The following is a 13,236-nucleotide window of genomic DNA, read 5'->3' on the forward strand; positions in this document are numbered from 1 at the left end:
CAAATCCGGGCGCGCGCCGCTACGTCTTACTGCAGCTTGACCCGTGGCGCCTGCCAGATCACCACCGGCGCATCCGGCCGACCGGAGGTGGCGCGGATCGCCGCCTGCATGTCGACACCCGGCAGGGCGGCGAGCGCTTCGAACAGCGCGTCGGTGCCCTCGGCGTTCAGCGGGATCGTCAGCACCTCTCCCGGCGACGTAAACCGCCAGACCGGCAACCCGGCGAGGTCCGGGGCGACCTCAACCTGCACAATGGCATCAAGCGAAGCAAAGCCGCCGCCCACCGGCGCAAGGTATGTTACCTGGCGTTCATCCACATGCACCACGCCCAAGCCACCATGCCCACCGCGAAACCGCGCCCGTTGCGCGCCTGCCCAGGCCAGAGCGGCACCGACCAGCACCAGCGCCACACCGGCCCAGCGGATCAACCCCAATGAGGTCAGCGCCCACCACAGGCCCAACGCCAGCACCGCACCGCCCGCGATGGCCTCGCGCCAACGGGTCACGGCCGCACGGGCCTCAGGTCGGACAAAGCTCATATCCCCTCCTTGCGGGTCAACCCCGACAACATCGCTTCCAGACACGCCTGCCGGTTCGTCGGGCTCCATTTTCGGCGGGCGTTGCGGACAAAACCGTTCAAGATTTCATACCCCAGAAAGAACCTGAGCGGCCCCTCACCCTCACCCGACGCCAGGGGCAGGTGCTCGCGCAGGATCTGCATGTCAGAGGCCAGCGCCCCCCCGTCATATGGCCCTTCGGAGTCCAGTTTCCACAGTTTCAGACCAATGAACTTGGCGGCCATGCGGGCAAGGGGCATCCGCGCGGTATCCTGCAGATCGAACGCCCAGAGCGCGCCTTCATCGGTCAGGTGGAAATTGCCCGAATGGCAATCGGAATGTCCGACCGACCGGCGCATGGGCTGCCCCTGGATGGCGCGTCCGTAACCCTCTAGAGCAGCCAGGTTGGCGCGCAGGAGGCGGGCATCAGCCTCGGGCAGCGGGTCCAGATCGAACCGCGCGGCCTCGCCCAGCAGGAACCCCGGGTTGAACTCGACAACCTCATCACCCAGCACGCGGGCGGCGTCCAGCCAGCCGCAAAGCGCTCGGGTCGCCTGCCTCCCACGCTCTGCATCGCCCTCCTCGAAAATTTCGGCCACCGCGTGCCCCGGTACCCGCCCCAGGATGATCAGCCCCTTCCAAGGCACCGCACCCAGGAAAGGGTTCACATGAAAGGGCAGCCCCGCGAAGGCGGCCTCATATCGCTCCAGGATCTCGCGCACCCCGTGCAACGGCGCGACACTTTCGGCGGTCGGATCACGCATCAGCTTGAACACCGCCTCCTGTCCACGAAACCGGCCATAGAAGACGATGCCACGCGCATTCGAACGCACCAGCTCGTCAAGCTCCGCGCGCCCTTTGCCGAAGCGCTTGTCACAGATGCGGCGGATCTCGCGGGCCTCGTCAAGGGCGTCGGCCAGGTTCTTGCCGTATTGGCTCATTCGTCCCCCATCACAACCGGTTCCTTGAGGAGCGACAGCGCATAGGTGCCGATGCGCCGAAACCCGATCGCCTCATAGGCGCGGCAGGCGGCAGGGCCGCTGGCGAACAGGATCGCCATGGCCACACCGCGCGCATGTTCCTCGGCCATGTGTCGCGCCACCACCGCGCGCGCAAGCCCCCGCCCACGCAGCTCGGGCGGCGTGTAGACGCCGCCGATCTGCACCATGTCCGGCAGCCGCGCGTTGATGGCAGTCATGGCGACGGGGGCACCATCCAGGTCCAGCAGGCGCACATCGCCGCCAGCAAGCGCGCGATCCGTTCGCTCCTGCGCTTCGAGATCCAGCCGTGCGGGCGAGGTCATGTGAAGTTCCGCCGCATAGCCCCGCATCCAACGCATAAGCAGGTCGCGGTCCGCCTCGACCGGAGCGCGGATCACGCCGGGGCCATTCCGCGGCGGCAAGTCCTCCAATGCGAGGCGGTAGAGCGGCTGCGGTTCGTCCATGCCATAGGCCGCATCCATCACCCCCAGCGCGCGTTTTGCGGCGGCGACCTGAGCGGTCTCACCTGTGATCCCGGCCAGCGTTCGGCCGGTGACCTGATCTGCGAAGGCCTGCCACAACGCGGCGGAGGCCTGTGGCGCCTGGGTCATCACGAAACCCGCATTCGACAGGCCGAAGACGGCCTCGATCTGCCCATCACCCGCCAGCCAGAAGCGGGTCGCATTGGAGGCGTCCTCATCGAACAGGCCAAACTGCGCGAGGTTTGAACGCAGGAACATGCTGGTTTCGGCATGGCGGGCCAGGAAGGCCTCGATGGCAGGCTCATCGCCTGCGCGGGCGGGACGGATCATCGGGTGACCTCCAGCGGATGCCAGCGTTTGCGGGAGGGGCGCGGCAGGGACACACCCTCGTAGGGTGCACGGATCGGACGGAAGGTATTGGGGGTGAGGTCGGCGACCAGGTGCGGCGCATCTCCGGGTGTCATGCGGTAGAGGCAACCGTCGCGGGCAAAGAGCACCTCACCCTGCCAGGTATCGGCCCATTCCGTGTTTAGGTCCGTGCTTCCGTCCGGCCCATACAATTCATGCGCCTGCCAGTGCCAATTGCCGTTCAGCCCCGCTCGGCGTTCGCAAAATGCGTGGGTGATCGTGCGGCGCAGAGCCCATCCCCGAGCGACCGGCCTTTCCCAGGTCCAGACGCGCGCAGCCAGCGGGCCATACTGCCGGTCATTAAGAAAGTCGGCCAAGTCCCAACCATCACGGCGCAGGCCAGGCATGTCATGACCACCGTTAGGCGCAAGCGCGCCTGAGAGCCGCGAGACACGATCCAACCCATTGGACCGCAACAAACCCTCCCCTCCACGCGCCTTGCGTGACGCTGCAATCCAGACGCGACGATTGTCCAGGAACACACCGCCTTCGCCATCCAGCCAAGTCAGCGGATAGAGCGCAAGAGCGGTAAAGAACGGTGGCTTGGAGATCGCGACATAGCCATTTCCGACACCATGGCGCGGGTTGTGGCTGGCCGCTGTATAGACCAGGTGCCGCCCATCCGGGGACAGGTCGGCACCCTCGGCATAGACGCGGTGTTTGAGCCATTGGCCCGGCGTGATCTTGTCGGTTGTCAGGTCCCAAGTCAGCATCTGCACCTGCTTCGACGGCCCCCGGCGAAACACCACGGCGACGGGCGCCTCACGGGCCAGGATCGCGTGAATACGCGCCGGAGGGGGGGATGCCGTCACCCCCAATCCCCCAGGTGCTGCTGCCAGACGGTCATCGCGGCCACGGCAGCGGTATCGGCGCGCAGGATGCGCGGACCGAGGCTGACTGCGTGGGCATTCTCCATGGCATGCAGACGTTCCCGCTCGCGTGGGGAAAACCCGCCTTCGGGCCCGATCAGGATGGCCCATTTGTCGCCCTCCACGGCGCCCAGGGCTTCGGCGGCACCGACCAGGGCCTCGTCACAGAACATGATCTGGCGATCCTCGGGCCAGTCGGCCAGCAGACGGTCCAGGCGGGTGAGGTCAGCCACCTCAGGCACAAAGGTGCCGCCACATTGCTCGGCGGCCTCCACCGCATGGGCCTGCAGGCGATCGCGACGGATACGCTCGGAGTTGGTGAACTCTGTCTGCATGGGTTGAATGCGCGCGGCCCCCATCTCAGCCGCCTTTTCGACGATGAAATCGGTGCGCGCCTTCTTGATCGGCGCAAAGCAGAGCCAGAGGTCCGGGGGCATCTGCAGGGGCTTCGTTTGCGCGACACAGAGCAGTGTGCCCCTGCGCTTGCCCGCCTCCGCCACCTCGGCCACGAATTCGCCATCGCGCCCGTTGAACAGCGCCACCGCGTCCCCCACCGTCAGCCGCATCACGCCGAACAGGTAATGCGCCTGATCCTTGTTCAGAGGAACCGATTGCCCCGGACCCAAGGGGTGCTCTACATAGAGCCTGATCTTTGCCTGTTTCATGAGGGAAACCTATGACCCAATCGCCGCAGACACCAGAGCCAAAGGGCCAGGTTTCCGATGCCGTGACGGGCAATTGGGTGGACCACCTGGCGCCCGAATGGTCGCGCCCCTATCTGCGCCTTTCGCGCGCGGACCGGCCAATCGGCACCTGGCTTCTGCTGCTGCCCTGCTGGTGGGGGCTGCTGCTGGCCTCGGCCTCGACCGGGCGGTTTGGTTGGTTTGACGCCTGGATCATGCTGGGCTGCGCCATGGGCGCCTGGCTGATGCGCGGCGCGGGCTGTACCTGGAACGACATTACCGACCGGGACTTTGACGCGGCGGTCGAACGCACGCGGTCGCGCCCGATCCCGTCGGGGCAGGTCACGGTGCGCGGTGCGATGGTCTGGATGGGGCTTCAGGCGCTGATTTCACTGGGCATCCTCATGACCTTCAACGCGGCCGCCATCCTGTTGGGCTTTGCCTCGGCGATCCCCGTTCTGATCTACCCCTTCGCCAAGCGCTTTACCTGGTGGCCACAGGTGTTCCTGGGCATCGCCTTCAACTGGGGCGCGCTACTGGCCTGGACCGCGCATACCGGAAGCCTTGGCGCCCCTGCCGTGGCGCTGTACCTGGCGGGCATGGCCTGGACGCTGTTCTACGACACGATCTACGCCTATCAGGACACCGAGGATGACGCGTTGATCGGGGTGAAATCCACGGCACGCCTGTTTGGCGACCGGCCCCTGCCTTGGCTGCGCGCCTTTCTGATCCTGACCGTGGTGCTGATGGCGCTGGCCTTCATCCTCGCCCTGCTGCCGCTGAACGACATGCTGATCCTGGTGCTGGCCCTGGGTGGCGCCTGGTTCATCGGCTGGCACCTAGCCTGGCAGATGCGCATGCTGGACATCGACGACTGGAAGGTTTGCATGCACCTGTTCCGCTCGAACCGCAACGCGGGCCTGATTCCAGTGATTGCCCTGGCCGCCGCGGTGCTGGCCTGAGCCTTCGACAGGGCATATTCCGCCGAAATCGCCCCTGCGACATGTGAACAGGTGACAAGTTTCCGCCCATTGGGGCAATTAGCGATTCAGTCCAGCGCAGAAACGCTCTAGAACCGGGTCAACGACAGGAAGAAACTCGACACCCATGCGCCTTTCCCGCTTCATTCTTGCCCCCGGACTGTTCCTTCTGGCCGCACTGATTTCCGTGCTGGCAGCCTGGATTTCCATCGGCGTGATCGAACGCGTCTCACAGGAGGTGGTTGAAGATGCGTTGGTCCTGCAGGGCCATGAATGGGTGGAGGTCGAAACAGACGGGCTACAGGTGTTCCTGTCCGGCATCGCACCCTCGGAAGGGGACCGGTTCCGCGCCCTGTCGATCGCAGGCACTCGTGTGGATGCGGGACGGCTGATCGACCAGATGGACGTGGTCGCCGCCGCGGCCATTACCCCCCCGCGCTTTTCGGTCGAAATCCTGCGCAATGATGCGGGCATTTCCCTGATTGGCCTCATACCGGCAGAAACCGACCGCCCGGCGCTGATGCGGCGCATTCGCGGGATCGCCGGGGACACCAATGTGACCGACCTTCTGGAGACAGCCGATTACCCGGTGCCGTCGCGCTGGAACGAGGCGCTCGAGTTTGCCATCGACGCGCTGGCGATCTTGCCACGTTCGAAAATCTCGGTCGATGCGCAGCGCGTGGCGATCACCGCAATTTCCGACAGCGCGGTGCAGAAACGCCGCTGGGAGACGGACCTGGCCGGCGATAAGCCCGGCGGGCTGGCCCTGGCCCTGGATATTTCGGCGCCGCGCCCGGTGATTACCCCCTTTACTTTGCGGTTCCTGATCGAAGAAGGCGCTGCAAGGTTCGACGCCTGTTCGGCCCACACTGAACAGGGGCGCGAGATGATCCTGGCTGCGGCCGCCGTGGCGGGAATGGAGGGTCAGGCCAGCTGCACCCTGGGCCTGGGCGTGCCCTCGCCCGAATGGCCGCAGGCCGTGGCGCGCGGGATCGAAGCCGTCGACACGCTTGGCGGCGGCTCGCTGACTTTTTCGGACGCTGACATTACCCTGATCGCCCCCGATACCACACCGCAGGAGGTCTTCGACAAGATCGCCGCCGAACTGGAAGCCGACCTGCCCGAGCTCTTCTCTCTGCACGCGGTTCTGCCCGAACCGGTCAAGATCGACGGCACTGGCGAGGGCGAGGACGGCCCGCCTGAATTCGTCGCCACCCGCAGCCCGGAAGGCCTGGTGCAACTGCGCGGCCGCCTGTCGGACGAGGCCCAGCGCGCCGCCGCCGAAAGCTATGCGCGCGCCCGTTTCGGGGTGGACAATGTCTATGCGGCAACCCGGCTCGACGAGGAGCTGCCGCGCGGTTGGTCACGCCGTGTTCTGGTCGCGCTGGAGGTGCTGGGGTATCTCGACAATGGCGCCGTGGTGGTTCAGCCGGAGGTCGTGGACCTGCGCGGCAAGACCGGCGATCCCGAGGCCAGCGCCGCTGCGTCCCGCATCCTGTCGGAACGGCTGGGCGAGGCGCAGGATTTCCGGGTGAACGTGGAATATGTCGAAACGCTGGACCCGGAAGCGGCAGGCCCCTCGCCCGAAGAATGCGTGGGCAGCATCAATGCGATCCTGGCCGAGACGAAGATTACCTTCGCCCCCAGCAGCTCGGACATTGATGCCGCTGCGCGCGAGGTGATCGACGCCATCGTCGACGTGATGGAAGACTGCACCGACGTGCCGATGGAAATCGCGGGATACACCGACAGCCAGGGGCGTGAAAGCATGAACCAGGCCCTGTCGCAGAGCCGCGCCCAGGCGGTGCTGAACGCCCTGCTGGCGCGCCGCGTCTTGACCGAAAATCTGGTCGCCCATGGCTATGGCGAAGCTGACCCGATCGCCGACAACGGCACCGAAGAGGGGCGCGAAGCCAACCGCCGGATCGAGTTCCACCTGATCGTCCCTGAGGAACCGGAGGATGAGGCAGAAGGCGGGGAGGCGCCGGCTGAGGATGAGACGGCGCTTGGCGGAGAGACACAGGCCGCGACAGGGGAAGATGCGGGGGATGCAGCAGAGGATGCTTCTGGCGATGATCCCGCAGAGGACGCACCTGAAGAACCGACCGAAGAGGCTGCGGATCCGGCAGCCGTCGAGGACACGGCCGACGCGCCAAGTGACGCACCGACCGACACGCAAGAGGATGAGACCCAATGAGCAAGACCGAATTCATCATCGTCACAGCCATCATCCTCTTCGTGGCCTTCACCATGGGGTGGTTCGCCCATTGGCTGATCCACCGCTTCACCAAGGTGTCGGGCAGCGAGATGGGCGAGATCGACCGCATGGCCCAGGCACTGCACGAGGCGGAAGAGACCCGCGATCAAGCGATCACCTACATGCAGCAACGCGAAAGCGAGCTGTCCAACCAGATGCACCAGACCGAAGCCGAACTGCGCGCCGCCATGGACGGTCTGCGCGACGCCCGCCACGAGGCCGAAGAACTGCGCGCCTATATCGAACGGATGAACCAGGGCTGACGGGGTCAGCGCCTGCGGCGGGCGGGGTGCTCCCGCCTTCTGCCCGCGCCTACGGCTTGTCAGAAGTTGGGCCGAGCCCTTCTTGCTGACGCAAGAAGGGCGGAGCGGCGGCAGTGGGCTTTGCCCGCGAGAGCCGCGTAGCTTGCGGAGGACGACAGCGGTGTAGCCTCTTTGCGTCGTAAAGGCGCGCGGGGGCTCTGCCCCCACGTGACAAGACCTTTCAGGCCTTGTCACTCTCCCCCGAGATATTTGCAGCAAGGTAAAGAACAGACCCGCCATGGCCCGTGGAGGCGTGGCGGGGGTGGGCGGGATGGAGCCGCACCTGCGCGGGGCATGGCGGGGCTTTCCCTTCACTCCCAGCGGGAAAGCGCGTCTTCGTCTTCGTCCTTGGCCTCGACCCAGGACGACCCGTCCGCGCCGAATTCCTTCTTCCAGAAGGGCGCACGGGACTTGAGGTAGTCCATCAGGTATTCGGCCGCCTCGAACGCCGCCACACGGTGGGGCGCGGCCGTGGCGACCATCATGATCTGCTCGCCGGGCTTCAGCGGCCCATGACGGTGGATCACGATACAGTCGGCCAGATCCCAGCGCGCCGTGGCCTTGTCAACCATGGCGGCGATCGCCTTCTGGGTCATGCCCGGGTAGTGCTCGATCTCCATCCGGTCGAGCCCGCCTTCGACATCGCGCACGATGCCGGTAAAGCTGACCTGGGCGCCCACGTCGGTGCGGCCCTTGGCGAAGCCTGCCAGTTCGGCGGAAAGATCGAAATCCTCGCTTTGCACCCGAACCGTCATCTTATCCCCCGGTCATCGGCGGGAAGAAGGCGACCTCGCGCACCCCGTCGAGCGGCGCGTCGAAATCGGAGAGCTCCTGGTCCAGCGCCACGCGCAGGGCGGACAGATCCTGAAAGGCAACGGCATAGCGGTCTTCACGCGCGCGCAGCTCTTCGACAAGCTCGCTCACCGTGGCAGCCTGGGTTTCGACCCGTTCGCGCGGCTCGCCGATACGTTCGCGCACCCAGGCGAAATACATGACATCAAGCATCTGCATTCTCCTCTCGCAGGAAGGGCATGGCCTTGCGGAAATAGTCCCAGCCGGTAATCACGGTCAGCACGCCGGCGATCCACAGGAGGGTCACGCCAATCCAGGTCGACCATGTCCAAGCGGTCTGGAAGTACCGCAGCCCGGACTCGTCGGCAACGCGACCTTCCAGCACATCCAGGATCATGGTGTCATCCATGCCGTGGATCCGGTCATAGAAGGAATGTTCGAAGATCCCGGTCGAAAACAGCACTGCAATCGCCACCATCTGCACCGTGGTCTTCCACTTGGCCAGGTTCGTGACCTTCAGCGCACGCGCCTTATCGCCCAGCGTCTCGCGCAGGCCCGATACGAAGACCTCGCGGTAGATGATCAGGGCCGAGGGCAACAGAATCCAGGGCGTGACCCCGGCATAGCCGTTGATCACCAGCAGGGCTATCAGAACCATTGCCTTGTCGGCAATCGGGTCCATCGCCGCACCGAACAGGCTTTCAAGTTTCCAGGCGCGGGCCAGATAGCCATCCAGATAGTCGGTGATCGAGGCCACGATGAACAGGATCATCGCGTACCAATCGGCCCAGGGGCGGGCGAAATAGAGAAACATGATGGGGACCAGAGGCGCGGCGACCAGCCGGGCGACGGTCAGGATATTGGGCAGGGTCCATCTCATGTGTTGATCCATAGCCTGTTGGTGCGGGGAGGGGAAGGTGTTGTCGGGCCTCACACGCAACGTCCATTGCGCACAGGCGAAGATGCGGTCACGGCCCTCCCGGCCTTCCCTCACCCCTCCCGAAAATGGTCATAGATCTTCTGCGCCAGCGCCGCCGAGACCCCGTCCACCGCCTTCAGATCCTCAAGCCCCGCCCGGGTCACCGCCTTGGCCGATCCGAAATGGGACAAGAGCGCCCGTTTGCGGGCCGCCCCCACGCCGGGCACCTCGTCCAGCGGGTTGGCCATGTTGGACTTGGCGCGCTTGGCGCGGTGGGTGCCGATGGCAAAGCGATGCGCCTCGTCGCGCATGCGCTGGACGAAGTAGAGCACCGGGTCATTGCGTTTCAGCGCGAAGGGCCGTTCCCCGCGACGGTGGAACTCCTCTTTCCCGTGGTCGCGATCCACGCCCTTGGCCACACCGACCATGGCGATGTCCTCGACCCCCAGGTCCTCCATGATCTCGGCCACGGCACTGACCTGCCCCGCACCGCCATCGATCAACAGAAGGTCCGGCCAATGCCCCTGTTCGCGGTCGGGGTCTTCCTTCAACAGTCGCTTGAAGCGGCGGGTCAGCACCTCTTTCATCATGCCGAAGTCGTCGCCCGGCACCAGGTCCTCGCCCTTGATGTTGAACTTGCGGTACTGGCTTTTCTCGAACCCCTCGGGCCCGGCGACGATCATGCCGCCGACGGCGTTGGTGCCCTGGATATGCGAGTTGTCATAGACCTCGATCCGCTTGGGCGGCTCGTCCAGATCAAAGGCCTCGGCCAGCCCGGCCAGCAGGCGGGTCTGGGTCGCGGTTTCAGCCATTTTGCGCCCCAGGCTTTCGCGCGCATTGCGTTGGGCGCCCGCGACCAGTTCGCTTTTCTCTCCGCGCAGAGGCACCGCCAGCTCGACCTTGCGCCCGGCCTTCTCGGACAGGGCCTCCGCCATCAGGTCATGGTCATCCAGAGGGTCCGAGAGCAGGATCAGCTTCGGTGGATCCTTCTGGTCGTAAAACTGCCCGACGAAAGCCTGCAGCACCTCACCCGGCCCGGCACCCGCCCCCGTACGTGGATAGAAATCGCGGTTGCCCCAGTTCTGATTGGCCCGGATGAAGAAGATCTGCACGCAGGCCTGGCCGCCCTCCATGTGCAGGGCAATCACATCCGCCTCGGAGACCCCGCGCGGGTTGATCCCCTGGGCCTGCTGCACCTGGGTCAGCGCCTTGATCCGGTCGCGCAAGACGGCGGCACGTTCGAACTCCATCGCCTCGGAGGCCGCCTGCATTTCGGCCGCCAGATGCTCCTGCACCTTGGTCGAACGGCCGGTCAGGAAGTTTGTCGCATCGGTGACCAGCGCGCCGTAGTCCTCCGCGCTGACCCGATCCACACAAGGCCCCGCACAGCGCTTGATCTGATAGAGCAGACAGGGGCGCGTGCGGCTTTCGAACATCGCGTCCGTGCAGTTGCGCAGCAGGAACACCTTCTGCAACTGATTGAGCGTGCGATTCACCGCATCGGCGCTGGCGAAGGGCCCGTAATAGGCCCCCTTCTCCTTCTTCGCGCCGCGGTGCTTCTTGATCTGTGGAAACGCGTGCCCCGTGACCAGGATATTCGGAAAGCTCTTATCGTCGCGCAGGAGCACGTTGAAATGCGGCTTGAGCTGCTTGATCAGGTTCTGTTCAAGCAGCAGCGCCTCTGTCTCTGTCCGCGTAGTGAGGAACATCATGGAGGCGGTCTGGCTGATCATCCGCGCGATCCGCGCCGTATGCCCGGTGGGCTTGGCATAATTCGCCACACGTTTCTTCAGGCTGCGCGCCTTGCCGACATAGAGCACCCGCCCTTGCTCATCCAGCATGCGGTAGACCCCGGGCGAGCCATCAAGCCGCTTCAGATAGTCGGCAATCACCGCGTGCCCCTTCGGGGTCGGTGACGTGTTCGCGCTATCGTTGTCGTGGCTCATTTTGGCTCCCGTGCGATTCTCTCTTCGGGCTGCAACGGCCCCTGCTTCGTTTCAAGTAAAAACATGCCCACAGCTTCTGTGGATAACTCTGAGGATAGCATTTGCCCAGCGCGGATTCTTCCTTGTTTTCGGCCTCGTTCATCGAATTGCCTAATTTTTAGGCACCAAATCAAGCTGTTGATTTTAAACGGAAGTTTTACTAATTATTTGTAAACTCATGAAAACATTGCGAAAATTCGGCAGCCAAATTATTCCGAACTGAACAGGTGTACAAGTTGCCGCAGGGTCCCCCGAATTGGTGGGGTGATCGGTCAGTCGAATCCGAGGATATCGGGAGTTTTCCACCCCAGATGTTGCCCGCCATCGGTGGCCAGCAACTGCCCCGTTACACCCGGAGCGTGCAACAGGTAGGACAGAGCTGCGGTAATGTCCTCGGGGTTTGAGCCGCGGCCCAGTACGGTGTTCGCCCGCTGACGTGCAAAATGGCTCTCTGACTGGCGCGATCCGATCATGGTCGGACCCGGCGCGATGGCATTGACGCGGATGCGCGGGGCCAGCGCCTGAGCCGCCGTCTGGGTCAGCGCCCAAAGGCCCATCTTGGCGATTGTATAGGTGGCAAACTCGGGCGTGAGCTTCTTGACCCGCTGGTCGAGCATGTTGACCACCAGCCCGGTGGCAATCGGTTCGCCGCGCGCGTCCACCCCAGCCTCGGGTGCCTGGTCGGCGAAGGCCTGGGTCAGGAAGAAGGGTGCGCGCAGGTTCGAATTGATGTGGCGGTCCCAGCTTTCGGCCGTCGCGGTGTCCAGCCGGTCATACTCGAAAACCGAGGCGTTGTTCACCAGCACCGTCAGCGGCCCGCCCAGGGCGCGCATGGCCTCGGGCACCAGGCGGTCGACATCCGCAGCGTTCAGCAAATCGCCTTGAAGGGTACAAGCGGCGCACCCAAGGTCACGCACCTGTCGGGCGGTCTCCTCGGCGCCGTCCGCCGATGTTGCGTAATGCACCGCCACATCGTAGCCGTGGCGCGCCAGCTCCAGCGCCATAGCCCGGCCCAGCCGCGCGCCCGCTCCTGTCACCAAGGCTCGCATGGGTCAGCCTTTCAGAACCATCAGAACATAGACGACATATAGCACCGACAGGGCGATGCCCCAACCTCGGCCCATGTGCCATTTCATGAAGACGAAGGGGAACAGCAGCAGCGAGGCCCCCAGCATGACCCAGATATCGAATTGCAGGATACCGGGTTCGACCGGGATCGGGCCCACCAGGCTGGCGACACCGATAATGGCCAGCAGGTTGAACATGTTCGACCCAATCACATTGCCCATCGCCACCTCGGCCTGGTTGCGCAGCGCGGCCATTACAGTGGTGGCCAGTTCCGGCAGCGAAGTGCCCAGCGCCACCAGCGTAAGTCCGATCACCGTCTCGGACACGCCGAAATGACGCGCAATATTGGTCGAGGCATCGACGAGCAGATCGGCGCCCAGGGGCAGGCCGATGAGGCCCAGAAGCAGGAACAGGCCAACCTTCCACCAGGGCATATCGGGATCGGCGCCTTCGACCTCGGTGTCTTCCTCGGTCTCTTCCTCGATCCCTGCGACCACGGCGCGCCGGTGGGCCAGCGCCACCCGGAAGGCCGAGCTGAGCATCAAACCGAGCGCCGCCAGCAGCACCAGCCCCTGCACCCAGGTGATCACACCATTGAAGGCGAGGAATAGAAACAGGAACGACGCCCCCATCATTTGGATGTAGCTCTTGCGCGTGTCGCAATCGCCGGTCGACAGACCGGAAATCAGCGCAGGAACACCCAGCACCAGAAGGATATTCGCGGTGTTCGAGCCGACCACGTTGCCCATGGCCAGCCCCGCCACCCCTTCGTGGATCGCCTGAATGGAAATCAGCAACTCCGGCGCCGAGGTGCCGAAGGCGACGATGGTCAGGGACACGATCAGCGCGGGCACGCCCAGGCGCAGCGACATGTTCACCGCACCGCGCACCAGGCTGTCGCCGGCCAAGAGCAGAATCACCAGGCCAAGGCCCGCATAGATCAGATCCAAGTCG

14 protein-coding genes are annotated in these 13,236 nt (G+C 64.7%); 3 read left to right on the plus strand and 11 right to left on the minus strand.

Going from position 1 to position 13,236, the window contains the following annotated elements:
* Positions 1-26: 26 nt before the first annotated feature.
* Genes ACO07D_RS04175 through ACO07D_RS04195 form a run of 5 tightly spaced genes read right to left on the minus strand, consistent with a single transcriptional unit; the run spans position 27 to position 3,961 of the window.
* Entirely contained in the window at positions 27-539 is a 513-nt protein-coding gene (locus ACO07D_RS04175; protein WP_421701700.1) for a hypothetical protein, read from the minus strand.
* Positions 536-1,498: a hypothetical protein gene (locus ACO07D_RS04180; protein WP_421701701.1), complete on the minus strand. Its 963-nt coding sequence runs from the start codon at positions 1,496-1,498 to the stop codon at positions 536-538. Before ACO07D_RS04180 ends, ACO07D_RS04175 begins: the two co-directional genes overlap by 4 nt.
* Complete coding sequence (locus tag ACO07D_RS04185; protein WP_421701702.1) at positions 1,495-2,349, minus strand: GNAT family N-acetyltransferase; 855 nt, start codon at positions 2,347-2,349, stop codon at positions 1,495-1,497. Before ACO07D_RS04185 ends, ACO07D_RS04180 begins: the two co-directional genes overlap by 4 nt.
* Entirely contained in the window at positions 2,346-3,239 is an 894-nt protein-coding gene (locus tag ACO07D_RS04190) for a hypothetical protein (protein ID WP_421701703.1), read from the minus strand. The genes ACO07D_RS04185 and ACO07D_RS04190 overlap by 4 nt, the downstream gene beginning before the upstream one ends.
* Positions 3,236-3,961, minus strand: a complete 726-nt coding sequence (locus ACO07D_RS04195; RefSeq protein WP_421701704.1) for a 16S rRNA (uracil(1498)-N(3))-methyltransferase — start codon at positions 3,959-3,961, stop codon at positions 3,236-3,238. Before ACO07D_RS04195 ends, ACO07D_RS04190 begins: the two co-directional genes overlap by 4 nt.
* A gap of 11 nt (positions 3,962-3,972) precedes the next feature.
* Between ACO07D_RS04195 and ubiA the strand changes: the two genes are divergently transcribed.
* From ubiA to ACO07D_RS04210, 3 genes are all read left to right on the plus strand, one after another.
* Positions 3,973-4,941 carry a 4-hydroxybenzoate octaprenyltransferase gene (gene ubiA / locus ACO07D_RS04200; protein WP_421701706.1) on the plus strand — a complete coding sequence of 323 codons (969 nt, stop codon included), beginning with the start codon at positions 3,973-3,975 and terminating at the stop codon, positions 4,939-4,941.
* 145 nt (positions 4,942-5,086) lie between these two features.
* Complete coding sequence (locus tag ACO07D_RS04205) at positions 5,087-7,156, plus strand: OmpA family protein (protein WP_421701707.1); 2,070 nt, start codon at positions 5,087-5,089, stop codon at positions 7,154-7,156.
* A complete protein-coding gene (locus ACO07D_RS04210; RefSeq protein ID WP_421701708.1) occupies positions 7,153-7,479 on the plus strand; it encodes a hypothetical protein in 327 nt (108 codons plus the stop codon). Before ACO07D_RS04205 ends, ACO07D_RS04210 begins: the two co-directional genes overlap by 4 nt.
* Positions 7,480-7,829: 350 nt before the next feature.
* Here ACO07D_RS04210 and ACO07D_RS04215 read toward each other — a convergent pair whose 3' ends face one another.
* The 6 genes from ACO07D_RS04215 to ACO07D_RS04240 form a co-directional block, all read right to left on the minus strand.
* Positions 7,830-8,273 carry a molybdenum cofactor biosynthesis protein MoaE gene (locus ACO07D_RS04215; RefSeq protein ID WP_421701709.1) on the minus strand — a complete coding sequence of 148 codons (444 nt, stop codon included), beginning with the start codon at positions 8,271-8,273 and terminating at the stop codon, positions 7,830-7,832.
* Position 8,274: 1 nt separating this feature from the next.
* Positions 8,275-8,523: a molybdopterin converting factor subunit 1 gene (moaD, locus tag ACO07D_RS04220; RefSeq protein WP_421704984.1), complete on the minus strand. Its 249-nt coding sequence runs from the start codon at positions 8,521-8,523 to the stop codon at positions 8,275-8,277.
* The gene (gene pgsA / locus ACO07D_RS04225; protein ID WP_421701710.1) at positions 8,516-9,190 is read right to left on the minus strand and encodes a CDP-diacylglycerol--glycerol-3-phosphate 3-phosphatidyltransferase; all 675 of its coding nucleotides are present in this window, start codon (positions 9,188-9,190) and stop codon (positions 8,516-8,518) included. Before pgsA ends, moaD begins: the two co-directional genes overlap by 8 nt.
* 110 nt (positions 9,191-9,300) lie before the next feature.
* The gene (gene uvrC, locus ACO07D_RS04230) at positions 9,301-11,175 is read right to left on the minus strand and encodes an excinuclease ABC subunit UvrC (RefSeq protein WP_421701711.1); all 1,875 of its coding nucleotides are present in this window, start codon (positions 11,173-11,175) and stop codon (positions 9,301-9,303) included.
* A 311-nt stretch (positions 11,176-11,486) separates the two neighbouring features.
* The gene (locus tag ACO07D_RS04235; RefSeq protein WP_421701712.1) at positions 11,487-12,263 is read right to left on the minus strand and encodes an SDR family oxidoreductase; all 777 of its coding nucleotides are present in this window, start codon (positions 12,261-12,263) and stop codon (positions 11,487-11,489) included.
* A 3-nt stretch (positions 12,264-12,266) separates the two neighbouring features.
* Entirely contained in the window at positions 12,267-13,232 is a 966-nt protein-coding gene (locus tag ACO07D_RS04240; protein WP_421701713.1) for a calcium/sodium antiporter, read from the minus strand.
* Positions 13,233-13,236: the final 4 nt, after the last annotated feature.

The sequence above is a fragment of the Aliiroseovarius sp. genome, from assembly GCF_965228805.1.
Lineage (GTDB): Bacteria > Pseudomonadota > Alphaproteobacteria > Rhodobacterales > Rhodobacteraceae > JASBTN01.